This window comes from Bradyrhizobium sp. YCK136 (assembly GCF_044570075.1).
Classification (GTDB): domain Bacteria; phylum Pseudomonadota; class Alphaproteobacteria; order Rhizobiales; family Xanthobacteraceae; genus Bradyrhizobium; species Bradyrhizobium diazoefficiens.
In genome coordinates this window covers 8719662-8746494 of record NZ_CP172424.1, presented here as the reverse complement: position 1 = coordinate 8746494, position 26833 = coordinate 8719662, and the positions used below count along the sequence as shown (strand labels likewise).

Below are 26833 nucleotides of genomic sequence, written 5' to 3'. Positions count from 1 at the left end.
CGTGGAACTTGAGTCGGGGACGGACGGCGGGCATTTTCAGCGCCTGATCTAGCCCTTCGGCCGCAGCACGAGGTCGACCAGATTGCGCGCGTAAGCCGGCGTGATCGGCGCGATGCCGAAGACGTAGCGGTAGAACAGGCCGCCATAGATCGCGTCGTAGAGGTCCTCGGGCGCCCCCTCGGCCAGGACGCTGCCGTCCTTCTGGCCTGCGGCGATCATCTCCACCAGCGCGTCGCGGCGGAATTGCAGGTAGCGTGCGTAGAACAGCTCCGCCGAGCCGGTCTTGGAGATGCATTCGGAGATGACGGCGAGCTGCACCTTGCCGAACTCGCCCTGGAGCGCCTCGGCATAGGCCGCGGCATGGCGGCGTGCGCGTGCCGCGGGCGTGCCGGAGCTCACCGGGGGCAGTGGCAGCATCTGCGCGGCATGGTGGAGAAAGGCGTCGATCAGCAGCGCCTCGCGCGACGGCCACCATTTGTAGATCGTCATCTTGGAGACGCTGGAGTGGCGCGCGATCGCGTCGATGGTGGTGGCGGCAAGGCCGGTCGCGGCCATCAGCGCATAGGCGCTTTCGAGGATGGCGTTGGTGGTCTCGATCGACCGCGGCCGGCCGCGCCGGGGCGCGCTGTCAGCCTCTTCACCCCCGCCTTTCGCCATCGCCACGCCCGGTCTCCTCACGCAGAGTCCCTCCGCATAGCGCAGCCACAGGTCTCGGCCTAGCAGAATCGCACGATTATGTTGTCAGGTCTGCTGCCGCAAGGCCGCAGGCAGGTCCTGCCGCTTCGACCAGGTGATGTAATAGGCGACCGCGGTCATCGCGGCAAAGCCAACGATGCTCACCGCGACCTGCATCGCCACCAGGTTCGGCCCGGTGATCAGGATGAGATGGCCGGCGAAGGAGAGGAACACCGCGACGCAGAACACCGCGAGCCATTCCTCGCCGCATATGATCACCGCCTGAAGCGGCCGCCATTTCAGGCCGGGATGATCGGCCGGAATGAGATGGGTTGCGATGAACGCGAGCGCGAGGAAGTGGACCACGCGATAGGGCGCGAGGTTTTCCTTGTCGGTCGGCGCGATGCTGTTGAGCAGCAGGTCCGGCAAATAGGCGGACAGTGCCGGCGAGTGGCGCATCAGGGTGACGGCCATCGCGAAGACGAGATAGGCGCCCGCGAGGATCCGCAACCAGGACATTCCGTGGAGCGCACGGCCGGGTGCGCCAGTCACGGCGAACCAGCCGCCCAGCACCATCAGCATCTGCCAGCACAGCGGATTGAAGGTCCACTCCTGGTCCGGATAGACCCGGAAATTCCAGTCGAACCAGCGCGCCGCGACGTACAGCGCGACCGATGCCGCCAGCGTCAGGTTCGGTCCTCGCAGCAGCCCCCACAGCACCAGCGGAAAGAACGCCATCAGCGGGATCATCAGTTGCAGCAGGTCGAGGTTCAGCGGCTCTTCCTGGAGCACCAGGCCGCGGACCAGGATTCGCAGCGGGTGCTCGAGAATGCCCGAGATGTTGTATTCGTGGATGATCTCCGGCGCCATCGATTGCGAGGCGACGTAGGCGATGGTGTCGATATAGATCACGAACAGCACGACATAGGCGGCGTAGAGCCGCCAGACGCGGCGAAAGATGCGTGTCGCTGCGACGACGTAGCCGCGCTCCAGCGCCATCCTGCCGTGGATGATGGCGACGCCATAGCCCACCACGAACACGAACAGGTCGGCGGCGCCGCTGAAGCCGAAATTGCGCAGCGTCAGCAGGTTGACGACGTTGTTCGGGATGTGGTCGACGAACACCGACCAGTTGGCGATGCCGAGCGTCAAATACAGCCTGGCGTCGTGATGGAATGCGGCGAGGTTCGCCTTGACGGACGGTTTCATGAGTAAAATAGCTTTGGGAATCAGGGTGATGCTTTTACCGGCAACCGCCTGCCTATCCGAGTAGCGTTTGCGTGAGGAGGGCCGGTTTGTCCCGACTGGCGAAAAATTACGCAGGGCGCGCCGGTGCGCTCGCGTGTCCGCCCTTGACCCGCCTGGCACGCAATTTTTGCAAAGACGATCTGCTTCGCAGCAGCTCGCGCTTCCGAAGCCGGCGACCTCTGGCGGTGTGAGATTCGCAGTCCACGCGCCCGGGCGTGCCGTGTTCGCCCTGCCGCAGCCGGGGATAGGTCAAATCGGGCGTGCCGCCCGGACCGTTACTCGGCAGGTTCAGCCGATGCCTCGTCGGAGACGCTGGTCCTACTCGCCATGATTCCGAGTGCGACGCCGGCGATCGCCAGGATCGGCAACAGTCGCCTGACCCCGATGGCGCGAACGATCTGGAGTCCCGTGGCGAGCAGCATGGGATCGGCCAGCATGCTCGCGGCCGCCGACTTCGCGGCGCGCTCGGCCGCGATTTGGGCGCGCTTCTGCACCTCGCGCTTGTAGCCCCAATAGGTGCCCGCGGCGGTGAGCGTCAGCAGGAAGAAGATGCCGGCGCCGGCGAGGCATGCCTGCACCGGGCCGTACTTATCCAGCACCGAGATGAACGCGGCCGCGCAAAGAAAGCACGTCGTGATGAAGAGCGCGAATGCGGCGGCTGCGGCGAGCGATGTCAGACGGACCGTCGTCCCGGTCGAGGCGCTGATGCCGTCGATAATGCGCTGAAACATGCCCTTGCTCCTCAATCCCCCCACAAGCCTGAGGCGGCGGCCGCGCGCCGCCGCGATCCCAGGGTCCGTCCCGCGCTTTACCGGCGCCAGGCGGCGCCGATCAGGAAGCCAATGCCGAGCGCGATACCGACGGTCGCGAGCGGCCGCGCGGTGATGGCGTCTTCCAGCGTCTCCTCGATCGAGCCATAGGCATCCTGCGCCGCGCCCATCATCGCGCTGCTGCGCTCGGACATGTCGTCGAGTGTCGAATCCATGTTCTCGCGCGCTTGCTTGTAGCCGCGCCGGGCCTGTTTTCCGGCCGAATTGGCGAAAGTATTGAGCGCGTCGGTAATCTGGTCGGTGAGGGCGGCGATATCGTTTTTCACGGCTGCTACATCCTTCTCGAGGCGTTCTGCGGTGGCTTTGTCGATCCAGTCTCTCATCCTGGTTTCGCCGTCGGCTATTGACATCGCAAACTCCGAACTGTTGGCGGTGAGATGGGCGGAAAACGTTTCGTCGTGACGGAAGTTCCGTTCGCGGGAGCCCGTCACGCCTGCGGGAGCTGCGGCGAATTCTCCGGCAACAGATGCTCCTTAAGGATGAGTCCCACGATCAGGAGCGGCGACGACAGAAACGCGCCCATTGGTCCCCACAGCCAGGTCCAGAAGGCCAGCGCGATGAAGACGGCGAGTGCGTTCAGCGACAACCTGCGACCGATGATGGTCGGCGTGACGAAGTGTCCCTCCAGGAAGGTGATGCCGCCGAAGGCGAGCCCCGCCATCAGTCCGCCGCCCAGCGTCGGGAAGGCGACGAGCCCCACCACGATCAGGACGATGAACATCGCGATCGGTCCTATGATCGGGATGAAGTTGAGCGCCGCCGCAAGTGCGCCGAGCCCGGCCGGATTCGGCATGCCGGTGATCGCGCAGATAATGCCGGTCGCGACGCCCACGCCGATATTGATGACGGTGACGGTCAACAGGTAGTTGCCGAGGTGAACCTCGATCTCGTTGAGAATCCGCAGCGTGCGCAGCCGCGCGTCGCGATCGCCGAAATTCATGATCAGCGCCCGCCGCAGGTCGCGCCAGCTCGCGATGAACAGGATCAGGGTGGCGAAGAACAGCAGGAATTCGGCGAAGGTGGGCGAGAGGAATTCCAGCGTCGGCTGGACCCATTCGGCCTTCGGCAGCGGCAGGCTTGGGAGCCCCTCTGAGCCGCCGACCATGGTTTGCAGCTCCTTCCACAGCGCCAGCGGCCGGTCGAAAACGTGCAGCTTCTCCTTCAACTGCGCGCCCAGCTCCGGCAGGCGCGAGCTCCATTCCATTGCGGGCACGGCAATCAGCGCGACGACGAAGGCGACCACCGTCGTCACCGCGGTCACGATCAGCACGGCGCCAAGCGCGCGCGGCACGCCCCGCCGTTCCAGAAAGCTTGCGGCCGGCGAGAGCATGGTACCGGCGACAACAGCCATCACCACCGGAAGGAAGAACGCCTTGGCGAAATACAGCACCCCGATCACGGCGATCAGGAGCAGGCCGGCGAGGGCGTAGGCGACGAACTCGGTGCGGCGAATGACCGGCGGCAGCTCGCTATGGCTGTCGGGGAGTGGGGCGCCTTCGCCGTTGCCGGAAATCAGACGTTCACTGGGAAGGACGCGCACAATTTCTCTCCCGCACGGAGGTGTCCGGGCGCCCATTGGTCATCAGGAAACGCCGGAGGGGTGCTGCGGTTCCATCGCGGCTTCGTGAAGTTGCGCTCGCTTGACTGTGACGTCGACGCCGCAGAAGGCGGCGGAACTTGAGTCGGCCCGGCTGCGTTTGTTGGCAAGCCGCATCACCTGAGATGCACGCACCCAATGGGGCAGCACATGACAATGGTCTCTACAGTCCGTCGCAGCTTCTCGCCGCGCGCCGCCGCCGCTTTTGCCTTCGCAACCGCTCTGCTCGCGGTGCCTTTCGGCAGCGCAAATGCGCAGACGCTGGGCTATGCGCCGATGCAACCGCAGGCGTATTTGCCGCAGCCACAGGCGTATCAACAAGACCCGAGCTATTCGCAAGGTTATGTCAGCGAGCCGGCGCAGACGACCGACGAGGATGCCCAGTTGCCCGATCGGCTGCGCAAGCAGGTCGTCAGCTTCGACCGCAGCGAGCCGGCCGGCACGATCGTGATCGATACCGGCAATACGTACCTCTATTACGTGCTCGGCAACGGCCGGGCGATCCGCTACGGCGTCGGCGTCGGCCGCGAGGGCTTCACCTGGTCGGGCGTCCAGAGCGTCAGCCGCAAGGCGGAATGGCCGGACTGGCATCCGCCGGCCGAGATGATCGCGCGTCAGCCCTATCTGCCGCGCTTCGTCGCCGGCGGTCCCGGCAATCCGCTCGGCGCGCGCGCGATGTATCTGGGCTCGAGCGAATACCGCATCCACGGCACCAACGATCCCACCACCATCGGCAAGTTCGTCTCTTCCGGCTGCATCCGCTTGACCAACGAAGACGTCACCGATCTGTTCAGCCGCGTCAATATCGGCGCCAGGGGCGTGGTGCTGCCGAAGAACGCGCCGCTGATGGCGAAGGGCGGCGACAGGGGGAGTGATTCTTGGCGCAAGCGCCCCGCGTCGACGACGCTGCCCTCGGGCCGGCAGGCCCTGAACATCTCGACGTCGGCCGTGAACTGAGAGTTGGGTGAGATCGCATGAAGAGACGTTCGATCAGCAAACTGGCCGGTGGCGCCGCGGCGTTCTTCGCCGCCGCATCTTTCGGCCTCGCGCTGACGCCGGCGCATGCGGAGGATTTCTTCTCGGCGCTGTTCGGTGGCTTCCGGATGCGCCCGCCGCCGGAGATCCGGATGCCGTTTCCCAATGACGACAGGCCGCGCTACGACACGCCGCGGCAGCGGGCGTCCTACGGCGGTGGCGCCGCCTATTGCGTCCGCGGCTGCGATGGCCGTTACTTCCCGGCGCAAGGAAACGATGCCGAGAGCAAGGCGCAGTCCTGCAAGAGCTTCTGCCCGACCTCGGAAACATCGCTGGTCTATGGCAGCAACATCGACGACGCCACGACCGAGGGCGGAAAATCCTATTCCGATCTGCCGAACGCGTTCCGCTACCGCAACGAGATCGTGTCGGGTTGCACTTGCAACGGCAAGGATCCGGTCGGCCTCGCCCAGATCAAGGTCGAGGACGACCCCACCCTGCGCAAGGGTGACATCGTCGCGGGCGCCGATGGCTTGGTGGTCGCCAGCCGCAACGCTGGCGATCGCCGCGGCGTCGCGATGAACTTCTCCCCGCTGCCGGACTCGGTCCGCGCCAGATTCCGCCAGGTGCCGGTGGTGGCGAAGGAGTAGCCCCTGTCGTCCTGGCGAAAGCCAGGACCCATTACCCCGAATGCGAGTTTGGCGGCACGCAGATAACCACCAGCCTGCCCATTGTGGTGGCCGGTGGTTATGGGTCCTGGCTTTCGCCAGGACGACATCTCGCGTGATGCAATGCCCGTGCCCCAATCTCCGCTGTCGTCCCGGACAAGCGCGCCCAAAGCGCGCCTAGATCCGGGATCCATAGCCACAGGGCGTGGTTTGGCGAAGACTCGGAGTTGCCAGCTCGCATCCTAACTTCTCCTTGTGGCTGGGTCCCGGCCCCCCCGTGCGCGATTGCGACTAGGCCGGGACGACACCGAAGGAGCGGCTACGGCTTTCTCTCCAACCCGCAGCCCTACGCCGCGCGGATCTTGCCCAGGAAGTCGCTGACCTGCTGGCCGAGCTGGCGGCTCTGCGTCTCCAGCGTTTCCGACGCCTGCTTGACGTTGTCAGCGGCGCCGGCGGCGGTGTCGGCGTCGGCCTTCACGCCGGTGATGTTGTCGGAGACGTTCTTGGTGCCCTGCGCCGCATATTGCGTGCTGCGGGTGATCTCCTGCGTCGCCGCGCCCTGCTCCTGAACGGCGGCGGCGATGGCGGTGGCGACCTCGTTGACCTCCCCGATGATGCCGCCGATGGCCTGGATCGCGTTGATGGCGTCGCCCGCGACCTTCTGGATGTCGGCGATCTGCCCGGAGATCTCTTCGGTCGCCTTCGCCGTCTGGCTCGCCAGCGACTTCACCTCGGATGCGACCACGGCAAAGCCGCGGCCGGCCTCGCCGGCGCGCGCGGCCTCGATCGTGGCATTGAGCGCCAGCAAATTGGTCTGCGCCGCGATGGTGTTGATCAGCCCGACGACCTCGCCGATCCGCCCTGCGGACTGCGCCAGCCCCTGAACGGTGCCGTCGGTCTCGCGGGCCTGATTGACGGCCCGGCTGGCGATGCCGGCGGCATGGGCCGCCTGCTGGCTGATGTCGTTGATCGAGGCCGAGAGCTCCTCGGCGGCCGCCGCGACACTGTCCACGCTGGTGGAGGCGTCGTTGGACGCCTTGCCGGCGACCTCGACGCACTCATTGGTCTGGCGCGACACCGCGGAAAGGTCGCCCGCGGTCTTGCGCATCTCGCCGGAGGCCTCGCTCAGCTCGCCCAGCGACTTGCGAACCTTGCCCTCGAACTCGCCGACATAGCTCTCCATCGCGCGCTGGCGCGCGGCGGCGCCGGCGTTGCGCTCGCGCTCCTGCTCCTCGATCTTGAGCTTGTCGGTCGCTTGCTGCCTGAACGTCTCCAGCGCTCCCGCAAGCGAGCCGATCTCGTCGTGACGGTCGAGATAGCCGCTGTCGACGGCAAGGTCACCGCCGGCGACCTTGAGCATGGCGTCGCGAATCCGGTGCAGCGGCGTGATCACGCGGCGGCTGACCGCGAGCATCGCGGCGCCGGTCAGGACGATCGCGGCGAGGAGCAGGGCGGTATTGACGATCAGCGATTGCACCGCGGTCGCGCGCTGGGCCGCGGAATGGTCCTTGGCCGCCTCGAGCGCGGCGTCGGCGAGCTTGATCGCGCTCGCCATACGGCCAACCGAATAGGGGCTCCACTGGTTCGCCGTCATCGACGGTTTCTCGCCCTTGGCGACCGCGGCAATGATGCCGTCGCGCGTAGTGGCGTATTGCGGATCGAAATAAACCGCCTTGGCGTTCGCCATCGCCGCGGCGAGCGCCGGCGGCAATTGCATGCCGACCGTGGCGAGCTCGATCGCATGCCAGGCCGTATCGGTGCCGCCAACGAATTTGATATAGGCGAGCTGAAGCTCGGGCGTGATCTTGCCGGTGCCGAGCGCGTTGCCGACGATCAGCGAGGACTCGCCGGCACTCAGGCGCAAGAGCCAGGCCATCTGCTTGATCATCAGGAGCTGGTCGATGACCGCGTCCTGATGATTGACGCTCGCGCCGAGCACCGGCGCCAGCTTTTCGAGGATTGCCATCAGTCCATCCTCGGCGTCGGTATATTCCTTGGCGAGTGCTGCGCGGCGCGAAGCCTTGGGCTTGGCGACTTCGGTCCAGAATTCCGCCTGCTTCTCAAGCAACACCTTGTTCAGCCGGCCGAGGTCCGACACCATCGTCTTGCCCTGTGGCAAGTCGATGGAGGGAAGAATCTCGGTGGCGCGTGCCAGCGCCGGCATCAGGATGTCGCGGATTCCGCGGATATATCTTTCGATGTCCTGGTCCAACTGGACGTCCGAGGTGAGCTGGCGGCTGCTGGTCGAACGGTCGGCACGGATGTTCGCCATCGCCTTGAACACTTCTGCCGATGCGGCCGAGACCGCGACGATCCGGTTGGCGGCTTGCAGCCGGCCCCATGAGCTCCATGCGCTGATCGAGAAGCCGATCACGACGACGAATGCGGTGGACAGGATTACCGCCTTCAGCAGTGCGGATACGGTCAGGCGGTTGAGCATCGGACACCCCGGTACGCGTTTCGAAGTTCGTGGCCCCGAACGGCAGCCCCCTCGAACTTCGAAGGACCAAAGGGTTGCACGTGACAGAAGCACCCGCCTTGCGGCAGGCGCTTGAGGCGCATTTGGCCCGAAAAGGGTAAAAACTTAGACAGTGGTGCTGCCGTAAAATTACCGGGGCATTGAGGGTTGGCACCCACCATCGTCGTCCTGGCGAAAGCCAGGACGACATCGGGGTGTGTGGCCGGCCACGCGCCTATGAAGCCTAAGCCGCGCGGATCTTGCCAAGGAAGCCGGTGACGTCCTCGCCGAGCTGGCGGCTCTGGCTCTCCAGCGTCTCGGAGGCGTGTTTGACGTTGTCCGCGGCGGCTGCGGCGGCATCCGCATCGGCTCTGACGCCGGTGATGTTGTCGGAGACGTTCCTGGTGCCCTGCGCCGCAAATTGCGTGCTGCGGGTGATCTCCTGCGTCGCCGCACCCTGCTCCTGCACGGCGGCCGCGATCGCGGTCGCGACCTCGTTCACCTCGCCGATGATGCCGCCGATGGTCTGGATTGCGTTGATGGCGTCGCCAGCCACCCGCTGGATGTCGGCGATCTGCTCGGAGATTTCCTCGGTGGCCTTGGCCGTCTGGCTCGCCAGCGACTTCACCTCGGAGGCGACCACGGCAAAGCCGCGGCCGGCTTCGCCGGCGCGCGCCGCCTCGATCGTGGCGTTGAGCGCCAGCAAATTGGTCTGCGCCGCAATGGTGTTGATGAGGCCGACGACCTCGCCGATGCGTCCGGCGGATTTTGCCAGGCCCTGCACGGTGCCGTCGGTTTCGCGCGCCTGGGTGACGGCGCGGCCGGCGATACCCGCGGCATGGGCCGCCTGCTGGCTGATGTCGTTGATCGAGGCCGAGAGCTCCTCGGCGGCGGCCGCCACGCTGTCGACGCTCATGGAGGCGTCGTTGGAGGCGTTGCCGGCGATCTGCACGCGGTCGTTGGTCTGGCGCGACACCGCGGACAGATCGCCCGAGGTCTTGCGCATCTTACCGGAGGCCTCGCTCAATTCGCCGAGCGTCTTGCGCACCGCGCCCTCGAACTCGCCGACATAGACCTCGATCGCGCGCTGGCGGGCCGAAGCGCCCGCGTTGCGCGCGCGCTCCTGCTCTTCGATCTTGAGTTTGTCGGTCGCTTGCTGCTTGAACGCCTCCAGCGCGCCGGCGAGCGCGCCGATCTCGTCCTTGCGGTCGAGATAGCCGCTGTCCACGGCAAGGTCGCCGCCGGCGACCTTTAGCATGGCATCGCGCATGGTGTTGAGCGGATGGATGACGCGGCGGTTGACCAGCATGATGGCACCGACGGCGAGGCCGACGGCGAGCGCCAGAAGTGCGAGCTGCATGACGAGTGCGCGTTGAGCTGCGGAGCGCTGTTCCAGCGTATGGCTCTTGGCGGCATCGAGAGCGGCTTCCGCCACCGCGACCGCGCTGGAGAGACGGCCGACGGTGACCGGGCTCCACTGGTTGGCGGTCATCTCGGCTTTCTCGCCCTTGACCAGCGTGTCCGCGAGACGGTCTCGCAGCGCGAGATATTGCGGCTCGAAATAGGCGGTCTTGGCCGCGGCCAGGGCGGAGGCAAGCGCCGGCGGCAACTGCATGCCCGAGGTCGTCAATTCCAGCGCCTTCCACATCGCCGACGTGCCGCCGACATGTTGGGTGTAGTTGTATCGGGCTTCGGGGGTGATCTTGCCGGCGGCAAGACCGGTCGAGACGATCAGCGAGGCTTCGCCCGCGGTGTTGCGCAGCAGCCAGGCATTCTGCTTGATCGACAGCAGCTGGTCGATCACGGCGTCCTGGTGGTTGACGGTGGCGGCGAGGACGTTCGAGAGCTTGTCGAGCGTCTCGAGCAGGCCCTGCGTCGTCTCCATGTATTCCTTTGGCAGGCCCGCGCGGCGCTGGTCCTTGGGCTTGGCCACGTCCTCCCAGAACTGCTTCTGCTCCTCGATCAGCAGCTTGTTGAGGCGCGCGAGCTCCGGCACCAGCGTGCCTGATTGCGAGAAGTCGATGTTCGGCAGCAGCTCCAGCGCACGTGCCATCGCTGGCATCTGCGCATCGCGCAGCGCACGCAAATACTTCTCGATCTCGGAATCCATCGGCTCGGTCGCGTTCAGGAGCCGGTTGGTGGTCGAGCGGTCGGTGCGCAGATTGTGCATCGCCTTGAACAGATCGGCGGAAGCGTCGGCGATCTACGAAATGCGGTTGGCGGTCTTGAGGCGATCCCAGGATTCATAGGCGGTGAGCGAGAGCGCGATCACCACACAGACCGACGTGATCGCGATCACCGCCTTCAGCAGCGCGGATACGGTCAGACGATTGAGCATCGAAGTCCCCCAAATTCCCATTGCAAATTTCGTGAAGACGCCCGGCAACATCGGCAAACAGGGGCGCGGCAGATCGGCAATCGCACGCCGTTTGCGCTTCAGGGGCTCAAACGGTTTCTGCATCTGAAAGGAAAAGGGTAAAGTTTTAGGCAGCCGGCCTGCCGGTAGAAGTACGCATTTACTAGAAGTTGCAATGGGTTGCCCGGGTGGAACCGTCGCGCGAGACAGGCGTTAGGTTATCGTTAGCAATCTGCCTGAGGGGGGCCTCGCGATGCTGGTCGGCGTACTCGTCACATTTCTCGTCGTCATTCTCGTGCTCTATCTCATCAACATGTTGCCGATGGACGGCCGCGCCAAGCAGATCGCGCGCGTGGTCGTCATCATCATTGGTGTGGTGTCGCTGTTGAAATATCTCACGGTATTCTAGCGGGCGCACCGCTACGATGCTTCGAAATGGAAAGCCCCGGCGAAAGCCGGGGCTTGGTCTGCGTTCCCGAGCACGCTAGTGCAGCGTCTTGAGCCAGTCGTCGACGTCCTGACGAACCTGGTCCTTGGCCTTGCCGTAACGTTCCTGCAGCCGGCCTTCGAGCTGCTCGCGACGACCCTCGATCAGTTTGAGGTCGTCGTCGGTGAGCTTGGCCCACTTCTCCTTGGCCGATCCCTTGAACTGCTTCCAGTTTCCTTCGATGCGGTTCCAATCCATGACCATCTCCCGTTGGTTGATGGCCCGACAACGCGAGCGGTGCGCAGCCGTTCCTCCTCGCGCCGCGACGTTTCGCCCAACAAAAAAGCCCTGGCTCGCGCCGGGGCTTTTGACATTTCGGTGACCGGGCTCAGCCCGCCGCCTTCGCCTCGCGGCGGCGCGCGGTGAGGATGTACTCGGTGTAGCCGTTCGGCTGCTCGCGGCCCTTGAAGATCAGGTCGCAGGCGGCCTTGAAGGCGACGCCGTCGAAGGCGGGCGCCATCGGCTTGTAGATGGCATCGCCTGCGTTCTGCTTGTCGACGACGACGGCCATGCGCTTTAGCGATTCCATCACCTGCGCCTCGGTGATCACGCCCTGGTGCAGCCAGTTGGCGAGGTGCTGGCTGGAGATGCGCAAGGTGGCGCGGTCTTCCATCAGGCCGACGTCGTGGATGTCGGGCACCTTGGAGCAGCCGACGCCCTGGTCGATCCAGCGCACGACATAGCCGAGGATGCCCTGGCAGTTGTTGTCGATCTCCTGCTTGACGTCGTCGGGCGCCCAGTTCGACTTCGACACCGGAATGGTGAGGATGTCGGACAGCTTCGCGCGCGGTCCGCCCTTGGTCAGTTCCTGCTGGCGCGCGATGACGTTGACCTGGTGGTAGTGCAGCGCGTGCAACGTCGCGGCGGTCGGCGAGGGGACCCAGGCGGTGGTGGCGCCGGCCTGCGGATGGGCGAGCTTCTGTTGCAGCATGTCCGCCATCTTGTCGGGCGCGGCCCACATGCCCTTGCCGATCTGGGCGTGGCCGGGCAGGCCGTCGATCAGGCCCATGTCGACGTTCCAGTCCTCGTAGGCCTTGATCCAGGCCTGCGCCTTCATCTCGTTCTTGCGGATCATGGGGCCCGCTTCCATCGAGGTGTGGATCTCGTCGCCGGTGCGGTCGAGGAAGCCGGTGTTGATGAACATGATGCGCTTGGAGGCGCGCTGGATGCAGGCCTTGAGGTTGACGGTGGTGCGCCGCTCCTCGTCCATGATGCCGACCTTGAGCGTATTCTCCGGCAGGCCGAGCATCTTCTCGACGCGGTCGAAAATCTCGCACGTGAACGACACCTCGTCCGGGCCGTGCATCTTCGGCTTGACGATATAGGCAGATCCCGTGCGGCTGTTCTTGACCTTCGAATTGCCCTTGAGGTCGTGGATCGCAAGCAGGCCCGAGACGGCGGCGTCGAGCAGACCCTCCGGGACCTCCTCGCCGGTCTCGTCCAGCACTGCGTCGGTGAACATGTGGTGACCGCAATTGCGCATCAGCAGCAGGCTGCGGCCGTGCAATTTCACCTCGCCCTTGCCGTCCGGCGTCTTGTAGCTGCGGTCGGCGTTGAGCGAACGGGTCAGCGTCTTGCCGCCCTTCTCGAAGTCGGCCGAGAGCGTGCCGTTCATCAGGCCGAGCGTGTTGCGGTAGACCAGCACCTTGTCCTCGGCGTCGACCGCGGCAACCGAGTCCTCCATGTCGAGAATCGTCGAGACCGCGGCCTCCATGACCATGTCGGCGACGCCGGCGGGATCGTCCTTGCCGATCGCGCTGTTGCGGTTGATCGTCACCTCGACATGCAGGCCGTTGTTGACGAGCAGCACCGCGCTCGGCGCGGCCGCATCGCCCTGGAAGCCGGCGAGCTGCGCGGCGTTCTTCAGCGCGGTCGCATTGCCGCTCTTCAGCTTCACCGCGAGCTGGCCCGCGACGATGCTGTAGGCGGTGACGTCGGTGTGGCTGCCGGTCGCGAGCGGTACGGCGGCGTCGAGGAAGGCCTTGGCCTTCGCGATCACTTTGTCGCCGCGCGCCTTGTTGTAACCCTTGCCGCTCTCGGACGGATCGTGGGGGATCGCGTCGGTGCCGTAGAAGGCGTCATAGAGCGAGCCCCAGCGGGCGTTCGCCGCGTTCAGCGCATAGCGCGCATTGGTGAGGGGCACGACGAGCTGCGGGCCACAGATCTTGCCGATCTCCTCGTCCACATTGGCGGTCTCGACCTTCTGCGTCGCCGGCTCCGGGACGAGATAGCCGATCTCCTTCAGGAAGGCGGTATAGGCATTGAGGTCGAACGCCTTGCCCTTGTTGGCGCGATGCCAGTCGTCGATCTTGGCCTGCAGCGTGTCGCGCAACGCCAGCAGCGCCCGGTTCTTCGGCCCAAGGTCCTTGATGATGGCGGCAACCCCGGCCCAGAACGCATCCGGCGCGATCCCCGTTTTCGGGGCCGCTTCCTTGGCGATGAAGTCAAACAGAACAGGAGCGATCTTCAATCCGTGGGCGTCGACGCGTTTCATGATGGGCTTTCTTGTTGGAAATGGCTGTTTTTTGGCTGCTTTTGACCCGACAGCAGCAAAATGCGCCCACAGGGGGCGGCTTTCGGGACCTATTAGCCCCAAAATCGGGGCGGTGAGAAGACCCCCGGGGGGTTGTCAAAATGTCAAGAAGCGGTGGGCGGGCCGGATCGTTTTACAAACGCTTGAGCCCGGCTTGGCGCCAAGCGCACAACTGCGCTCCCTCCCCCGCAAGGGGCAGGGCAATCGCATATGGATTTCACGAGGATATTCCGCGGGCTTGCTCCGCCTCTCCCGCTTGCGGGAGAGGCCGACGCGCTCGCAGAGCGCGGCGGGTGAGGGCTCTCGCCACGCAGGGATGTCATCCGCAATCCCCAACAATCCCGACGCGGAGACACCCCCACCCCAACCCTCCCCCGCAAGAGGGAGAGGGAGCCCAGTGCCGATGCCGCCGCATCGTGCACACCATATGCGATTGCCCTGCCCCGCAACGGGGGAGGGAACGCACTGCATGCGCGGAGGCAGCGAGCACACTCGCGATAATCGGCGCCTCAAATATTCGCGGCGAGATCCACGACTTCGTCGAACAGCACGCCGGTGGTCTTCAGCATCTGCTCAATCTCGTCGGCGGCTTCAGTGACCGACCGTGTCGACGTGTCGATCACGAGCTCGGCCGCTTGCGGCGTCTCGTAGTCGTTGCCGATGCCGGTGAACGACGCCAGCGCGCCGGCGCGGGCCTTCTTGTAATGGCCCTTCGGATCGCGCTCCTCGCAGACGCCGGCCGGTGTCGCGACATGGATCTCGCGGAACGCGGTGTCGGCGATGCGGCGCGCGGTGGCGCGGTCCTCGCGGGCGGGCGAGACGGCGGCGACGATCGCGATGTGGCCGTTGCGGGCGAGATGCGTCGCGACCTCGGCGAGACGGCGGATGTTCTCGCTGCGGTCGGACGCGGAGAAGCCGAGATCGTTGTTGAGCCCGGCGCGCAGCGTGTCGCCGTCGAGCAGGATCGGGGAGCCGCCATTGGTGAACAGCCGCCGCTCCAGCGCCTTCGCCAGCGTCGACTTGCCGGAGGCCGGCAGGCCGGTGAGCCAGACCACGGCGCCGTTGTGGCGGTAGCGCGCCGAGCGCTCGTCCAGCCGCAGCGCCGATTCCACCGGCACGATGTCGACCGGCACGGCGCGCTGGCCGGCATCGACCGACAGCACGAGACCGCCGCCGGCGATGCGCCCGGAGACCTCGATCACCAGACGTCCGGTGCGCGGATTCTCGGTGTAGGGATCGGTCGCAATCGGATTCGAAAGAGAGATGTCGATCTCGCCGACATGGTTGCGGCCGATCGCCTTGTTCTCGACGCTCGACAATTCGCCCGGATCGACCGCCTTCTCGATCGCCACCACGGTGGCGCGGCTTTCCTTCGGCCCGCAGCGGACCAGGAGCTGGTCGCCCTTGGCCAGCGGCTTGTCGTGCAGCCAGAAGATGCGCGCGCGCAAGCGGCGCGTCTCGCGCGGGGCACTGCCCGCATGCGCGACGATGTCGCCGCGCTCGATGAACAATTCGCGGTCGAGCGTGATACCGACCGAGCGGCCCGCGCCCTGCCGTCCGGCAATCGGCGTCGCCGGCCAGCTCTCGACCGTCTTGATCTTGGCGATCTTGCCGGCCGGCATGATCACGATCTCGTCGCCGGCAACCAGGCTGCCGGATTCGATGCGGCCCGCCACGATGCGGCGGTCGTCGAACTTGTAGATCGCCTGCACCGGCAGCCGCAGCGCCAGCGCTTCCAGCGGGCGCGCCGGCTCGAGCTGGTCCAGCGCCTCGACCACGGTCGGTCCCTTGTACCAGCCGATGCGGTCGGTGCGCGTCGCGACGCCATCACCGTCGCGCGCGGAGATCGGGATCACGGCCGTCGGCGTCACGCCGAGGCCGTTGAGATGCGCGGAAATCTCGTCGCTGATCGCCTGGAAGCGATCGGCGGAGAAATCCACGCGGTCCATCTTGTTGACGACGATCGCAACCTGCTTCACGCCGAGCAGATGCAGGAGATAGCCGTGCCGCCTGGTCTGGTCGCGCACGCCCTCGAGCGCGTCGATGATCAGCACCGCGCCGTCGGCCTGCGAGGCGCCGGTGATCATGTTGCGCAGGAATTCGGCATGGCCGGGCGCGTCGATCAGCACGATGTCGCGCGAATTGGTGCGGAAGCGGATCTGCGTGGTGTCGATGGTGATGCCCTGGTCGCGCTCGGTCTGGAGCGCGTCGAGCAGGAACGACCATTCGAACGGCATGCCGCGCCGCGCGCTGACGGCCTTCAGCATCTCCAGCTTGCCGTCGGGCAGGCTGCCGGTCTCGTGCAGGAGGCGGCCGACCAGCGTCGACTTGCCGTGGTCGACATGGCCGACAATGACGATGCGGACCTGCGGGCGCGTGGTGCCGTTCGGGGTCGCGGGCGAAGCGGGGGTGACGATCATGTTCATGGCCGCGTTGCGTCCTGAGGTCAGAGATAGCCGGCGACGCGCAGACGCTCGAAGGCGTCTTCGGTCTCGTGGTCGAGCGCGCGTCCCGCGCGCTCCGGCACCTTGGTCTGCTCGAGCTCGACCAGGATCTCCTCGATGGTCGACGCAGTCGAATTCACCGGATTGGTGATGTCCTGATCGCCCAGCGAGCGGTAGCGCTTGCCGTTTTGCGACAGATAGAGCGGGATGATCGGGATGTTCTCGCGCTTGGTGTAGGCCCAGATGTCGGCCTCGGTCCAATGCAGGATCGGATGGATGCGCAAATGCGCGCCTTGCGGCGGCGAGGCGTTGAAATGATCCCAGAACTCAGGCGGCTGGTCGCGCACGTCCCAATTGCCTTCGAGACCGCGCGGCGAGAACACGCGCTCCTTGGCGCGGGTGGCCTCCTCGTCGCGGCGGATGCCGGCGATCAGGCCGTCGAAGCCGTATTTGCCGAGTGCCATCTTGAGGCCTTCGGTCTTGCGCGCAGCGGAACGGGCGGCCGGCGGCAGCGTTGGGTCGACGGCATCGATGGGCGGGCAGGGCTCGACGCGTAGGTCGAGATCCCACTCCTTCCCGTAATGATCGCGGAAGCGATACATCTCCGGAAACTTCTTGCCGGTGTCGACATGGAGGGCCGGGAACGGCATGCGGCCGAAGAACGCCTTGCGCGCCAGCCAGATCATGACGTTGGAGTCCTTGCCGAGCGACCACAGCAGGGCGATCTTCTTCAGACGGGCGAAGGCCTCGCGGAAAATGTAGATGCTCTGCGCCTCGAGCTGGTCCAGATGGTCCATGCTGGGCGCAACATCAGCAGAAAATTCTTGCGAGCCCGAGCGCCCGGTGAGGGCGGGGCTGCTCACTCCGACAGCTGCGGAATCGTCCTTGAGAAGATGCATCTCTGCCACTTTGCGTTTGGAGGCGAAAATTCTATAGTTGCAGCGCAGGAGAGAAGAAAAAATTTTCTCTTTGCGCGCTCGAAACGACACATATATAGAAAATAATTCCAGTCAACCCCGGATGTGGGGGAAGCGAGTATCGTATGCGGTTCTTGCCGGTGTTCCTCGATCTCAAGGCCGGTCCGGTGGTCCTCATCGGTGCGGGTGAGCTTTTGCGCGCCAAGCTGCGCGTGCTCACTGCGGCCGATGCGCGCGTCCGCGTGCATGCGATCGACGGCAATCAGGACATGGGCCTTAGCTCCGAGGACGCGGCGCGCGTCGACATCGCGACCGGCGATCCGCTCATCGCCGATCTCTCAGGCGTCATCGCGATCGTCTGCGCCGGGGCGGGCGATGTCGGCGTTGCGATGTCGGCGCGGGCGAAGGCGCTCGGCCTGCCGGTCAACGTCATGGACGATCTCGAGCATTCCAGCTTCATCTTCCCGGCCATCGTCGATCGCGGCGATGTCGTGGTCGCGGTCGGCACCGGCGGCACCTCTCCGGTGGTGGCGCGACGCGTGCGCGAGAAGATTGAGGCGCTGCTGCCGGCGCGCATTGGCGAGCTCGCCGAGTTCATCGGCGGCTTCCGTAAGTCCATCAACGAGCGCATTGCCGAGTTTCCGCTGCGCCGCCGCTTCTGGGAGCGCGTCATCGACGGCCCCATCGGCGCCTCCGTGCTCGCCGGCCGCAAGGGCGAGGCGGACGCGGCGCTCAAGGCCATTGCCGATCCCGCCGCGTTCGCGCGTGCCGACAAGCCGGAAGGCTCCGTTGCGCTGGTCGGCGCCGGCCCGGGCGATCCCGATCTTCTCACTATCAAGGCGCTGCGCGCGCTCCAGGACGCCGACATCGTCTTCCATGACGAGCTGGTCTCGTCCGAAATTCTCGATCGCATCCGCCGCGACACGACGCGCGTTGCGGTCGGCCGCCGCGTCGGCAAGCCCGGCGTCGGCCAGGACGCCATCAACACGCGCATGATCGAGGCCGCGCAGTCAGGTCAGCGCGTGGTGCGGCTGAAGGGCGGCGATCCCTTCGTGTTCGGCCGCGGCGGCGAAGAGGTCGAAGCGCTGCGCTCGGCGGGAATTGCCTATTCGATCATTCCCGGCATCACCGCCGGGCTCGGCGGCGCCGCCGATTTCGAGGTGCCGCTCACCTATCGTCATGAAGCGACCCGCATCACCTTCCTCACCGCGCACAAGGCGCGCGATGCGGAAGCCGTGGACTGGTCGACGCTCACCGACACCAAAATGACCGTCGTGGTCTACATGGGCATGACCGCGGCGCCGGCCGTGCGCGCAGGCCTGTTCGCCGCGGGGCGTTCGCCCGAAACGCCGGTCGGCGTGTTCGCCCGCGTCACGCGGCCAGATGCGCAAGGCGCGATCGGCACGCTGCGCGACCTGCCCGAGCTCGTGCGGCGGATCCATGGCGGTCCTGCCATCCTCATCATCGGCGACGTGGTCCGGCATGCCGGCTCGCTTCGCCGCCAGACACCCAAGCAAATCATCTCCGACCTATTGGATGCTGCCGAATGACCTCTCCTCTGCAACAAAAGCTGAAAATTACGGGTCCCTCCGTTGTAACCGCCAACCGGACCTGGGACGGCGTCGTCGTCTATCGCACGGCTGCCAGGGGCTGGTCCGTGGAACTGACGGATGCCGCGATCGTGCGAAACTCGGACGAAGCGAAAGCGTTGCTCGCCGAGGCCGTGGCCGATGACGTCGGCGCGATCGGCCCCTATATCGCGCCGGTGCAGGTCGACGAGGCCGGCAAGATCCTGCCGGGTAATCTGCGTGAGCAGATTCGCCGCGATGGCGTGACGATCGGCTTGCCCGTCTGAATGTTGGCAGAGCTGTAAGGCATTCTCCATGTACGCTTACGACGAAATCGACCGCACGCTGGTCAACGAGCGCGTCTCGGAATTCCGCGACCAGGTGCAGCGCCGTCTCTCGGGCGAGCTAACCGAAGACGAATTCAAGATGCTGCGCTTGCAGAACGGCGTCTATCTGCAACTCCACGCCTACATGTTTCGCGTCGCGATTCCCTACGGCACGCTGGCGTCGAACCAGTTGCGGGCGCTTGCCCATGTCGCGCGCAAATACGACCGCGGCTACGGCCATTTTACCACGCGCCAGAACATCCAGTTCAACTGGATCAAGCTGTCGGACCTGCCGGACGCGCTGGCCGATCTCGCCGAGGTCGGGATCCACGCGATGCAGACCTCCGGCAACAACATGCGCAACGTCACCTCGGACCAGTGGGCCGGCGTCGCGCCCGGTGAGATCGAGGATCCCCGCATCTGGTCGGAGCTGATCCGCCAGCACACCACGCTGCATCCGGAATTCTCGTTCCTGCCGCGCAAGTTCAAGATCGCGATCACCGCGTCGGACCACGACCGTGCCGCGATCAAGGTCCACGATATCGGCCTGCGCCTGATCAAGAACGAGAAGGGCGAAACCGGCTTCGAGGTCCTGGTCGGCGGCGGTCTCGGCCGTACGCCGTTCATCGGCAAGACCATCAAGCACTTCGTGCACGGCCGCGATCTCTTGAGCTACATCGAGGCCATCCTGCGCGTCTACAATCAGTACGGACGCCGCGACAACATCTATAAGGCCCGGATCAAGATCCTGGTGCACGAGCTCGGCATCGAGAAGTTCTCGCGCGAGGTCGAGGAGGAGTGGCAGCACATCCGCAACTCCTCGCTCCAGATCGACGACGAGGTAATCGAGGACATCCGCTCGCGCTTCATCTATCCCGCTTACGAGAAGCTGCCGCACATGCCGGACGAGCTGCGGCAGGCCGCGGCCGATCCCGAGTTCGAGGCGTGGCGCAAGAACTCCGTCGCCCCGCACAAGAACCCGGGCTATTCCATCGTCACGATCTCGCTGAAGCCGATCGGCGCACCTCCGGGTGATGCCACCGCCGAGCAGATGGATGCGCTCGCCGATCTCGCCGACAGATATTCGTTCGGCGAAATCCGCGTCGGTCACGAGCAGAATCTGGCGCTGCCGCATGTCGCCAAGCGCGACCTGCCGGCGCTGTGGAAGGCGCTCGACAAGCTTGGCCTGGCGACGCCCAACGTCAACCTGATCACCGACATCATCGCCTGCCCGGGCCTCGACTATTGCTCGCTGGCGAATGCGCGCTCGATCCCGATCGCGCAGGAGCTGACGCGGCGCTTCGCCAATCACGAGCTGGCCAATTTGATCGGCCGGCTCCACATCAACATCTCCGGCTGCATCAATGCCTGCGGCCACCACCATGTCGGCCATATCGGCATTCTCGGCGTCGAGAAGAACGGCGAGGAGGTCTATCAGATCACCATCGGCGGCCGCGCCGACGAGGGCGCCGCGCTCGGCAATCTGATCGGCCCCGGCGTCAAGTTCGACGAGGTCGCCGACGTCGTCGAGGACATCGTGGAAGCCTATCTCGCGCTGCGCGAGCGCCCGGAGGAGCTGTTCATCGACACGGTGAAGCGCCTTGGCGTCGAACCCTTCAAGGAGCGTGTCTATGCCACTCGTTAATGGCGAAAAAATCGTCGACGACAGCTTCGTCAAGCTGGCGGTCGACACGCCGCTGCCGGAGGGCGGCGACATGCTGGTGCCGGCCGAGCGTTTCGTCGGTGAGGCCGATGCGTTGCTCAAGCGTGCCGGCAAGGTCGGCGTGATCTGGCCGAACAACCGCGACATCGACGAGCTCGTGCCGTATCTCGGCAAGGTCGCCGCCGTTGCGCTGGTGTTCCCGAGCTTCCGCGACGGACGCGCCTACAGTCAGGCGCGGCTGCTGCGCGAGCGCTACAACTATCGCGGCGAGCTGCGTGCCACCGGGCAGGTGCTGCGCGACCAGTTCGTGTTCATGCTGCGGGCGGGCTTCGATTCCTTCGAGGTCAAGAAGCAGGCCGACGCGGAAGCCTTCATGCAGACCGCAAAGCGTTATTCGGTGTTCTACCAGCCGACCGGCGACGGCCGGATCACGGCGCTGCACCGGCGCATGCAGTTGCGTCACTCCGAAGGTGTCGGCACGTGAACGCAATCGCGCCTCAGGTATCTCCGGTGTCCGTTTCCGCGCTGCCCTCGGCCGCGGACCTCGATCGCGCCTTGCGCGATGCCTCGCCCGCGGAGGTCATCGCCGCGGCCCTGAAGGCAGTCGGCCGCGACAAGCTTGCGCTGGTGTCGTCCTTCGGCACGGAATCGGCGACGCTTCTGAAGGTGATGGCGGACGTCGATCCGTCGATCCCCGTGATCTTCCTCGACACCGGCTGGCTGTTCGAGGAGACGCTCGCCTATCGCGACATGCTGATCGCGACGCTGGGGCTCAAGGACGTCCGCTCGATCAAGCCGGCGGAGGAGACGCTGTCGCGCGAGGATCCCGACCGCGACCTCTGGTTCTCCGATCCCGACGCCTGCTGCCGCATCCGCAAGGTGGAGCCGCTGGCGCGCGCGCTGAAGCCGTTCGATGCCTGGATCAACGGCCGCAAGCGCTTCCAGGGCAATGCGCGGGCCGACATTCCGGTGGTCGAGGACGACGGCGCGCGGTTGAAGTTCAACCCCTTCGCCAACGTTTCGCGCGAGGAACTCGAGGCGATTTTCGTCCGCGCCAAATTGCCGCGTCATCCACTGGCCGCCTCCGGTTTCCTGTCGGTTGGGTGTATGCCTTGCACCAGCAGAACGGCCGAAGGCGAGGATGCGCGCGCCGGTCGCTGGCGCGGCCGGGCCAAGACAGAATGCGGCATCCACACGATGAAGACTTCGTAGCACAGTCAGGCTGCGACGCCGCGAACAAGAAAATCCGGTTCCGTTGACTTAGGAGCGGTTTGTCCCGAGTTATGCCCGTGTGCCATCGGCGACGTCGACGTCGCTGAGGTGAATGGAGATGGACATGATGCGCCGTATCGTTCTGCTCGCGGCAGGCCTGCTGGCGACAGGCTTCTTGGCAAGCTCGGCTCTCGCTGCTGACATCAATCTTCTGAACGTGTCGTACGATCCGACGCGCGAGCTCTATGGCGAGTTCAACAAGGCGTTCGTGAACGCCTATCAGAAGGAAACCGGCAAGAGCGTCGAGATCAAGCAGTCGCATGGCGGCAGCGGATCGCAGGCGCGCGCGGTGATCGACGGATTGCAGGCCGATGTGGTGACGCTCGCGCTCGCCTATGACATCAATGCGATCGCGAGCAAGGGCCTCATTACGGCCGACTGGCAGAAGCGTCTGCCGCAGAATTCATCACCCTACACGTCGACCATCGTGTTCCTGGTGCGCAAGGGCAATCCGAAGGGCATCAAGGACTGGGACGACCTGCTCAAGCCGGGCGTCGCCGTGATCACGCCCAACCCGAAGACCTCGGGCGGCGCACGCTGGAACTATCTGGCGGCCTGGGGCTCTGCGCAAAAGAAATACGGATCGGCCGACAAGGCCAAGGATTTCATCGGAAAGCTCTACCAGCAGGTGCCGGTGCTCGATACCGGCGCGCGCGGCGCCACCGTGACCTTCGTCGAGCGCGGCGTCGGCGACGTGCTGCTCGCCTGGGAGAACGAGGCCTATCTCGCGCTCAAGGAATTCGGTCCCCAAAAATTCGAGATCGTGGCGCCGCCGCTATCGATCCTGGCCGAACCGCCGGTCGCGCTCGTCGACAAGGTTGCCGACAAAAAGGGCACCCGCAACGCCGCCGATGCCTACCTTCAGTACTGGTACACCAGAGAAGGCCAGGAGATCGCCGCGCGCAATTTCTACCGTCCGCGCGATGCCGAGATCGCCAAAAAGTATGAAAACTCGTTCGCCAAGGTCGAGCTGTTCACGATCGACGACGTTTTTGGCGGCTGGACCAAGGCGCAGAAGGAACATTTTGCCGACGGCGGCATTTTCGATCAGATCTACAAGAACTGATCGGGCGCTGTCTTAGGAGGCTGTAGCAGGGGGCCTGGTGAGCGCAGTTGTAGCAGCACGACGCCGGACATTGCCGGGCTTCGGTCTCACCATGGGGCTGACGCTTTCCTGGCTATCCATCATCATCCTGATTCCACTCGCCGGCCTGTTCCTGAAATCGCTCGAGCTGAGCCCCGAGCAGTTCTGGAACATCCTCTCCAGCCGCCGCACCCTGAATGCGCTGCGGGTCTCGTTTGGGCTCGCCTTCGCGGCGGCCTGCGTCAATCTGGTCATGGGCAGCATCATCGTCTGGGCGTTGGTGCGCTACCGGTTTCCCGGCCGGCGCCTGTTCGACGCCATCGTCGACGTGCCGTTCGCGCTGCCGACGGCAGTCGCCGGCGTCGCGCTGACCGCGCTGTTTGCCGAGAAGGGCTGGCTGGGCGCGCCGCTCGCCGCGCTCGGCATCAAGGTGGCGTTCACGCCGGTCGGCATCTTCGTCGCCATGATCTTCATCGGCATTCCCTTCGTGGTGCGCACCGTGCAGCCGGTGCTCCAGGATCTCGACCCCGAGATCGAGGAGGCCGCGGGCAGCCTGGGCGCGAGCCGCTGGCAGACCATCATCCGCGTGATCCTGCCCTCGCTCGCGCCGGCGCTGCTCACGGGCCTCGCGCTCGCCTTCGCCCGCGCGGTCGGTGAATACGGTTCGGTGATCTTCATCGCCGGCAATTTGCCGAATGTCTCCGAGATCGCGCCATTGCTGATCGTGATCCGGCTCTCCGAATTCCGCTACGCCGATGCGACCGCCATTGCGGTGGTCATGCTCGTCGTCTCCTTCGTCATTATCTTCGCCGTCAACCGGCTCCAGCGCTGGGCGCGGAGCCGGATCCCGGCGCGCTGAGGGCGGATGCGATGACGATGCAGATGGCAGATTCCGTCTCGCTCTCGGCCTCGGACGCCAGGGCGCGCGCGCATGCGGCGGCCGCACAGGACACCCTTCGCACCGAACCGCGCGCGGTGCGCATCGCCATCATCACGCTGGCGGTGCTGTTCCTCTCCGTCTTCGTCGTGCTGCCGCTGGTCGTCGTGTTCGCGCAGGCGTTCTCGAGAGGCATTCTGGCCTATCTTTCCGCGCTCGCCGACCCGGAGGCGTTGTCAGCGATCAAGCTGACGCTGCTGGTCGCAGCGATCTCGGTCGGCCTCAATCTCGTATTCGGCCTCGTCGCCGCCTGGGCCATCGCCAAGTTCGAGTTCAGCGGCAAGACCTTCCTGATCACGCTGATCGACCTGCCGTTCTCGGTGAGCCCGGTGATCTCGGGCCTCGTCTTCGTGCTGCTGTTCGGCGCGCAGGGCTATTTCGGCGGCTGGCTTAGGGATCACGACATCCAGATCCTGTTCGCTGTGCCCGGCATTGCGCTCGCGACCACCTTCGTGACCTTCCCCTTCGTGGCGCGCGCGCTGATCCCCCTGATGCAGGAGCAGGGCACGCAGGAAGAGGAAGCCGCGATCTCGCTCGGCGCCTCGGGCCTGCAAACCTTCTTCCGCGTCACGCTGCCGAACATCAAATGGGGCGTGCTCTACGGCGTCCTGCTCTGCAACGCGCGCGCGATGGGCGAGTTCGGTGCGGTGTCGGTCGTGTCGGGCCACATTCGCGGCGAGACCAACACCATGCCGCTGCTGGTCGAGATCCTCTACAACGAGTACCAGTTCGTCGCCGCGTTCGCGATCGCCTCGCTGCTGGCGATGCTGGCGCTGATCACGCTGATCGCAAAAACCGTTCTCGAACGTCATCTGGACGAAGGACAGGACGCAAGTGACCATTGAAGTCAGGAATCTCGTCAAGAAGTTCGGCAGCTTTGCCGCCCTCGACGGCGTCAACCTCAAGGTCGACAATGGCGAGCTGCTGGCGCTGCTCGGGCCTTCGGGCTCCGGCAAGACCACGCTGCTGCGCATCATCGCCGGCCTCGACTGGCCCGACTCGGGCGAGGTCTCCTTCAACGGGGAGGACGCGCTGGCGCAGGGCGCGCGTGAGCGGCACGTCGGCTTCGTGTTCCAGCACTATGCGCTGTTCCGCCACATGACGGTGTTCGAGAATGTCGCCTTCGGCCTGCGCGTGCAGCCGCGCGCGGTCCGGAAAGAGGAAGCCAGGATCCGCGCCCGGGTGAAGGAGCTGCTCGATCTCGTGCAGCTCGACTGGCTTGCCGACCGCTATCCGAGCCAGCTCTCGGGCGGCCAGCGCCAGCGCATCGCGCTCGCCCGCGCGCTCGCGATCGAGCCGCGCATCCTGTTGCTCGACGAGCCGTTCGGCGCGCTCGATGCGAAGGTGCGGAAAGAACTGCGCAAATGGCTGCGCTCGCTGCATCACGAGATCAACGTCACCTCGATCTTCGTCACCCATGACCAGGAGGAGGCGCTGGAAGTCGCCAACCGCGTCGTGGTGATGGACAAGGGCAGGATCGAGCAGATCGGCTCGCCCGAAGACGTCTATGAAAGCCCGGCGACTGCTTTTGTCCACGGCTTCATCGGCGAATCCATCGAGCTCCCGGTCAGGATTGACGACGGCGTGGTCCGGCTCGGCGAGCGGCCGCTCCGGCTTGCGGCGGACGGACTTGCGCCTGGCGCGTCGCGACTGTTCGTGCGGCGACATGACATGCTGGTCGGTCCGCCCGGCACTGGCGCCTTCGAGGGCGCCGTGCGGCATGTCCGGAATTTCGGCCCGGTGCAGCGGGCCGAGGTGGCGCTGTTCGGCGGCGAAACCATCGAGATCGACGCTCCCCGCGACAGGGAACTCCGCGCCGGAGACAGGGTCGGCCTCGAGCCCCGCCGCTACCGGATATTCGCGGGTTAACGCCCCGTCGTTCCGGGATGGTCCGAAGGACCAGACCTCAGGTGCGCAGTTGCGCACCGGGGAATCTCGAGATTCTCAGGTGCGCAATTGCGCACCCTAGGGTCCAGACTCAATTGAGCCAATATGCGACGAGAGCGGCGAGATGAACAGCGGCCAAAAAATTACGGGCGAGCTTGTCATATCGCGTGGCGATGCGCCGGAAGTCCTTGAGCCTGCAAAAGCAGCGTTCGATGACATTTCGTCCTTTGTAGGCGCGTTTGTTGAAGCGATGGATGACGACACGGTTAGATTTATTGGGGATTACGGGCTTGGCGCCACGACGAATGATTTCGCCGCGAAGCTTGTCGCCATCATACCCTTTGTCGGCGAGGAGCACGCTCATGGGTGGCGCGAGCGCCAGGACATCGGGAGCCGCAGCGATATCGGCATCCTGGCCTGGAGTCAGATGCAGGACGACCGGCCGGCAGAGCGGATCGCTCAGCGCATGGATTTTTGTCGTGCGGCCTCCGCGCGAGCGGCCGATTGCTTGATTGTGCTCCCCCCTTTTCCGCCGGAGGCACACCGGTGAGCTTTAATCGAGGTCGAGTCGAGCGACAGTACGACGCCGTCTTCGCCAGGCTTGGCCAGCGCTTCGAAGATTGCGCACCATCGTCCTCGCTTGGCCCAGCGATTGAAGCGATTGTAGATCGTCGTGTAAGGGCCGTATTCACGTGGACAATCACGCCATCGTGCACCCGATTGCAGCATGTGAATGATGCCGCTGACGATGCGTCGGTCGTCGTCCCGATCCGGCCCCGTCAGTCCCCTCGGCAGATGCGGTTCGATACGCGCCCATTGCCTGTCGTTCAGCCAAAACAAACCAGCGCGCATTCTCTCGCCCCCGAATCAACACGTAGGCAAGAGAATCACGTGGCGCTATTTAGGTA

At 65.3% G+C, this 26833-nt stretch carries 23 protein-coding genes and 1 pseudogene; 12 read left to right on the top strand and 12 right to left on the bottom strand.

Annotation, left to right across the window (positions count from 1 at the left end; translation table 11 throughout):
• Nucleotides 1-48 precede the first annotated feature (48 nt).
• The 5 genes from ACFLEY_RS42250 to ACFLEY_RS42230 form a co-directional block, all read right to left on the bottom strand.
• Nucleotides 49-657 carry a TetR/AcrR family transcriptional regulator gene (locus ACFLEY_RS42250; RefSeq protein WP_211433816.1) on the bottom strand — a complete coding sequence of 203 codons (609 nt, stop codon included), beginning with the start codon at nucleotides 655-657 and terminating at the stop codon, nucleotides 49-51.
• An 84-nt stretch (nucleotides 658-741) separates the two neighbouring features.
• Complete coding sequence (locus ACFLEY_RS42245; protein ID WP_028173487.1) at nucleotides 742-1884, bottom strand: OpgC domain-containing protein; 1143 nt, start codon at nucleotides 1882-1884, stop codon at nucleotides 742-744.
• A 314-nt stretch (nucleotides 1885-2198) separates the two neighbouring features.
• Nucleotides 2199-2654, bottom strand: coding sequence for a hypothetical protein (locus ACFLEY_RS42240; RefSeq protein WP_028173486.1), 456 nt, complete (start codon nucleotides 2652-2654; stop codon nucleotides 2199-2201).
• A 77-nt stretch (nucleotides 2655-2731) separates the two neighbouring features.
• Nucleotides 2732-3103 (bottom strand): YqjD family protein, encoded by a 372-nt coding sequence (locus ACFLEY_RS42235; protein ID WP_028173485.1) that lies wholly within the window; start codon nucleotides 3101-3103, stop codon nucleotides 2732-2734.
• 77 nt (nucleotides 3104-3180) lie between these two features.
• Nucleotides 3181-4293 (bottom strand): AI-2E family transporter, encoded by a 1113-nt coding sequence (locus ACFLEY_RS42230; protein ID WP_028173484.1) that lies wholly within the window; start codon nucleotides 4291-4293, stop codon nucleotides 3181-3183.
• Nucleotides 4294-4500: 207 nt separating this feature from the next.
• Between ACFLEY_RS42230 and ACFLEY_RS42225 the strand changes: the two genes are divergently transcribed.
• Nucleotides 4501-5307, top strand: coding sequence for a L,D-transpeptidase (locus ACFLEY_RS42225; protein WP_211433815.1), 807 nt, complete (start codon nucleotides 4501-4503; stop codon nucleotides 5305-5307).
• A 17-nt stretch (nucleotides 5308-5324) separates the two neighbouring features.
• On the top strand, nucleotides 5325-5975 hold the full coding sequence (locus ACFLEY_RS42220; protein WP_060909171.1) for a DUF2865 domain-containing protein: 651 nt from the start codon (nucleotides 5325-5327) through the stop codon (nucleotides 5973-5975).
• 364 nt (nucleotides 5976-6339) lie between these two features.
• Here the strand turns inward: ACFLEY_RS42220 and ACFLEY_RS42215 are convergent, their stop codons facing one another.
• Both ACFLEY_RS42215 and ACFLEY_RS42210 read right to left on the bottom strand, forming a co-directional pair.
• Complete coding sequence (locus ACFLEY_RS42215) at nucleotides 6340-8433, bottom strand: methyl-accepting chemotaxis protein (RefSeq protein ID WP_060909170.1); 2094 nt, start codon at nucleotides 8431-8433, stop codon at nucleotides 6340-6342.
• Between the two features lie 262 nt (nucleotides 8434-8695).
• Nucleotides 8696-10789, bottom strand: a pseudogene (locus ACFLEY_RS42210) (methyl-accepting chemotaxis protein).
• 271 nt (nucleotides 10790-11060) lie between these two features.
• On the opposite strand from ACFLEY_RS42210, the gene ACFLEY_RS42205 reads away from it, so the two are divergent.
• On the top strand, nucleotides 11061-11216 hold the full coding sequence (locus ACFLEY_RS42205) for a Thivi_2564 family membrane protein (protein WP_011084288.1): 156 nt from the start codon (nucleotides 11061-11063) through the stop codon (nucleotides 11214-11216).
• 75 nt (nucleotides 11217-11291) lie between these two features.
• On the opposite strand, the gene ACFLEY_RS42200 is transcribed toward ACFLEY_RS42205, so the two are convergent.
• The 4 genes from ACFLEY_RS42200 to cysD form a co-directional block, all read right to left on the bottom strand.
• The gene (locus ACFLEY_RS42200) at nucleotides 11292-11492 is read right to left on the bottom strand and encodes a CsbD family protein (protein WP_027544225.1); all 201 of its coding nucleotides are present in this window, start codon (nucleotides 11490-11492) and stop codon (nucleotides 11292-11294) included.
• 130 nt (nucleotides 11493-11622) lie between these two features.
• Complete coding sequence (locus ACFLEY_RS42195; protein WP_060909169.1) at nucleotides 11623-13788, bottom strand: malate synthase G; 2166 nt, start codon at nucleotides 13786-13788, stop codon at nucleotides 11623-11625.
• 548 nt (nucleotides 13789-14336) lie between these two features.
• Complete coding sequence (cysC, locus tag ACFLEY_RS42190) at nucleotides 14337-16253, bottom strand: adenylyl-sulfate kinase (RefSeq protein ID WP_060909168.1); 1917 nt, start codon at nucleotides 16251-16253, stop codon at nucleotides 14337-14339.
• 20 nt (nucleotides 16254-16273) lie between these two features.
• Nucleotides 16274-17068 carry a sulfate adenylyltransferase subunit CysD gene (gene cysD, locus ACFLEY_RS42185; protein WP_011084292.1) on the bottom strand — a complete coding sequence of 265 codons (795 nt, stop codon included), beginning with the start codon at nucleotides 17066-17068 and terminating at the stop codon, nucleotides 16274-16276.
• A gap of 245 nt (nucleotides 17069-17313) precedes the next feature.
• Here cysD and cysG point away from each other — a divergent pair, with 245 nt between their 5' ends.
• The 9 genes from cysG (at nucleotide 17314) to ACFLEY_RS42140 (ending at nucleotide 25907) form a co-directional block, all read left to right on the top strand.
• The gene (cysG, locus tag ACFLEY_RS42180; RefSeq protein WP_060909167.1) at nucleotides 17314-18738 is read left to right on the top strand and encodes a siroheme synthase CysG; all 1425 of its coding nucleotides are present in this window, start codon (nucleotides 17314-17316) and stop codon (nucleotides 18736-18738) included.
• Nucleotides 18735-19043: a DUF2849 domain-containing protein gene (locus ACFLEY_RS42175; RefSeq protein ID WP_011084294.1), complete on the top strand. Its 309-nt coding sequence runs from the start codon at nucleotides 18735-18737 to the stop codon at nucleotides 19041-19043. Before cysG ends, ACFLEY_RS42175 begins: the two co-directional genes overlap by 4 nt.
• 28 nt (nucleotides 19044-19071) lie before the next feature.
• On the top strand, nucleotides 19072-20727 hold the full coding sequence (locus ACFLEY_RS42170; RefSeq protein ID WP_060909166.1) for a nitrite/sulfite reductase: 1656 nt from the start codon (nucleotides 19072-19074) through the stop codon (nucleotides 20725-20727).
• Nucleotides 20714-21229: a DUF934 domain-containing protein gene (locus ACFLEY_RS42165; RefSeq protein WP_396604423.1), complete on the top strand. Its 516-nt coding sequence runs from the start codon at nucleotides 20714-20716 to the stop codon at nucleotides 21227-21229. The genes ACFLEY_RS42170 and ACFLEY_RS42165 overlap by 14 nt, the downstream gene beginning before the upstream one ends.
• Entirely contained in the window at nucleotides 21226-21957 is a 732-nt protein-coding gene (locus ACFLEY_RS42160; RefSeq protein WP_060909164.1) for a phosphoadenylyl-sulfate reductase, read from the top strand. The genes ACFLEY_RS42165 and ACFLEY_RS42160 overlap by 4 nt, the downstream gene beginning before the upstream one ends.
• Before the next feature lie 124 nt (nucleotides 21958-22081).
• Nucleotides 22082-23083, top strand: coding sequence for a sulfate ABC transporter substrate-binding protein (locus ACFLEY_RS42155; RefSeq protein ID WP_060912735.1), 1002 nt, complete (start codon nucleotides 22082-22084; stop codon nucleotides 23081-23083).
• A gap of 91 nt (nucleotides 23084-23174) precedes the next feature.
• Entirely contained in the window at nucleotides 23175-23960 is a 786-nt protein-coding gene (gene cysT / locus ACFLEY_RS42150; protein WP_038950061.1) for a sulfate ABC transporter permease subunit CysT, read from the top strand.
• 11 nt (nucleotides 23961-23971) lie between these two features.
• Entirely contained in the window at nucleotides 23972-24883 is a 912-nt protein-coding gene (gene cysW, locus ACFLEY_RS42145; RefSeq protein ID WP_060909163.1) for a sulfate ABC transporter permease subunit CysW, read from the top strand.
• Nucleotides 24873-25907, top strand: a complete 1035-nt coding sequence (locus ACFLEY_RS42140; RefSeq protein ID WP_011084301.1) for a sulfate/molybdate ABC transporter ATP-binding protein — start codon at nucleotides 24873-24875, stop codon at nucleotides 25905-25907. Before cysW ends, ACFLEY_RS42140 begins: the two co-directional genes overlap by 11 nt.
• Nucleotides 25908-26016: 109 nt before the next feature.
• Here ACFLEY_RS42140 and ACFLEY_RS42135 read toward each other — a convergent pair.
• A protein-coding gene (locus tag ACFLEY_RS42135; RefSeq protein WP_110115998.1) for an IS5 family transposase occupies nucleotides 26017-26777 on the bottom strand; the annotation gives its coding sequence in 2 pieces (ribosomal slippage) (nucleotides 26017-26438 and nucleotides 26438-26777; 762 coding nt in all).
• Nucleotides 26778-26833: the final 56 nt, after the last annotated feature.

Bases quoted from the DNA above. Each gene is read 5' to 3' on its own strand.
- ACFLEY_RS42250 (WP_211433816.1), bottom strand. From the start codon at position 657: ATGGCGAAAGGCGGGGGTGAAGAGGCTGACAGCGCGCCCCGGCGCGGC.
- ACFLEY_RS42245 (WP_028173487.1), bottom strand. From the start codon at position 1,884: ATGAAACCGTCCGTCAAGGCGAACCTCGCCGCATTCCATCACGACGCC.
- ACFLEY_RS42240 (WP_028173486.1), bottom strand. From the start codon at position 2,654: ATGTTTCAGCGCATTATCGACGGCATCAGCGCCTCGACCGGGACGACG.
- ACFLEY_RS42235 (WP_028173485.1), bottom strand. From the start codon at position 3,103: ATGTCAATAGCCGACGGCGAAACCAGGATGAGAGACTGGATCGACAAA.
- ACFLEY_RS42225 (WP_211433815.1), top strand. From the start codon at position 4,501: ATGACAATGGTCTCTACAGTCCGTCGCAGCTTCTCGCCGCGCGCCGCC.
- ACFLEY_RS42220 (WP_060909171.1), top strand. From the start codon at position 5,325: ATGAAGAGACGTTCGATCAGCAAACTGGCCGGTGGCGCCGCGGCGTTC.
- ACFLEY_RS42215 (WP_060909170.1), bottom strand. From the start codon at position 8,433: ATGCTCAACCGCCTGACCGTATCCGCACTGCTGAAGGCGGTAATCCTG.
- ACFLEY_RS42205 (WP_011084288.1), top strand. From the start codon at position 11,061: ATGCTGGTCGGCGTACTCGTCACATTTCTCGTCGTCATTCTCGTGCTC.
- ACFLEY_RS42200 (WP_027544225.1), bottom strand. From the start codon at position 11,492: ATGGATTGGAACCGCATCGAAGGAAACTGGAAGCAGTTCAAGGGATCG.
- ACFLEY_RS42195 (WP_060909169.1), bottom strand. From the start codon at position 13,788: ATGAAACGCGTCGACGCCCACGGATTGAAGATCGCTCCTGTTCTGTTT.
- cysC (WP_060909168.1), bottom strand. From the start codon at position 16,253: ATGAACATGATCGTCACCCCCGCTTCGCCCGCGACCCCGAACGGCACC.
- cysD (WP_011084292.1), bottom strand. From the start codon at position 17,068: ATGGACCATCTGGACCAGCTCGAGGCGCAGAGCATCTACATTTTCCGC.
- cysG (WP_060909167.1), top strand. From the start codon at position 17,314: ATGCGGTTCTTGCCGGTGTTCCTCGATCTCAAGGCCGGTCCGGTGGTC.
- ACFLEY_RS42175 (WP_011084294.1), top strand. From the start codon at position 18,735: ATGACCTCTCCTCTGCAACAAAAGCTGAAAATTACGGGTCCCTCCGTT.
- ACFLEY_RS42170 (WP_060909166.1), top strand. From the start codon at position 19,072: ATGTACGCTTACGACGAAATCGACCGCACGCTGGTCAACGAGCGCGTC.
- ACFLEY_RS42165 (WP_396604423.1), top strand. From the start codon at position 20,714: ATGCCACTCGTTAATGGCGAAAAAATCGTCGACGACAGCTTCGTCAAG.
- ACFLEY_RS42155 (WP_060912735.1), top strand. From the start codon at position 22,082: ATGATGCGCCGTATCGTTCTGCTCGCGGCAGGCCTGCTGGCGACAGGC.
- cysT (WP_038950061.1), top strand. From the start codon at position 23,175: ATGGGGCTGACGCTTTCCTGGCTATCCATCATCATCCTGATTCCACTC.
- cysW (WP_060909163.1), top strand. From the start codon at position 23,972: ATGACGATGCAGATGGCAGATTCCGTCTCGCTCTCGGCCTCGGACGCC.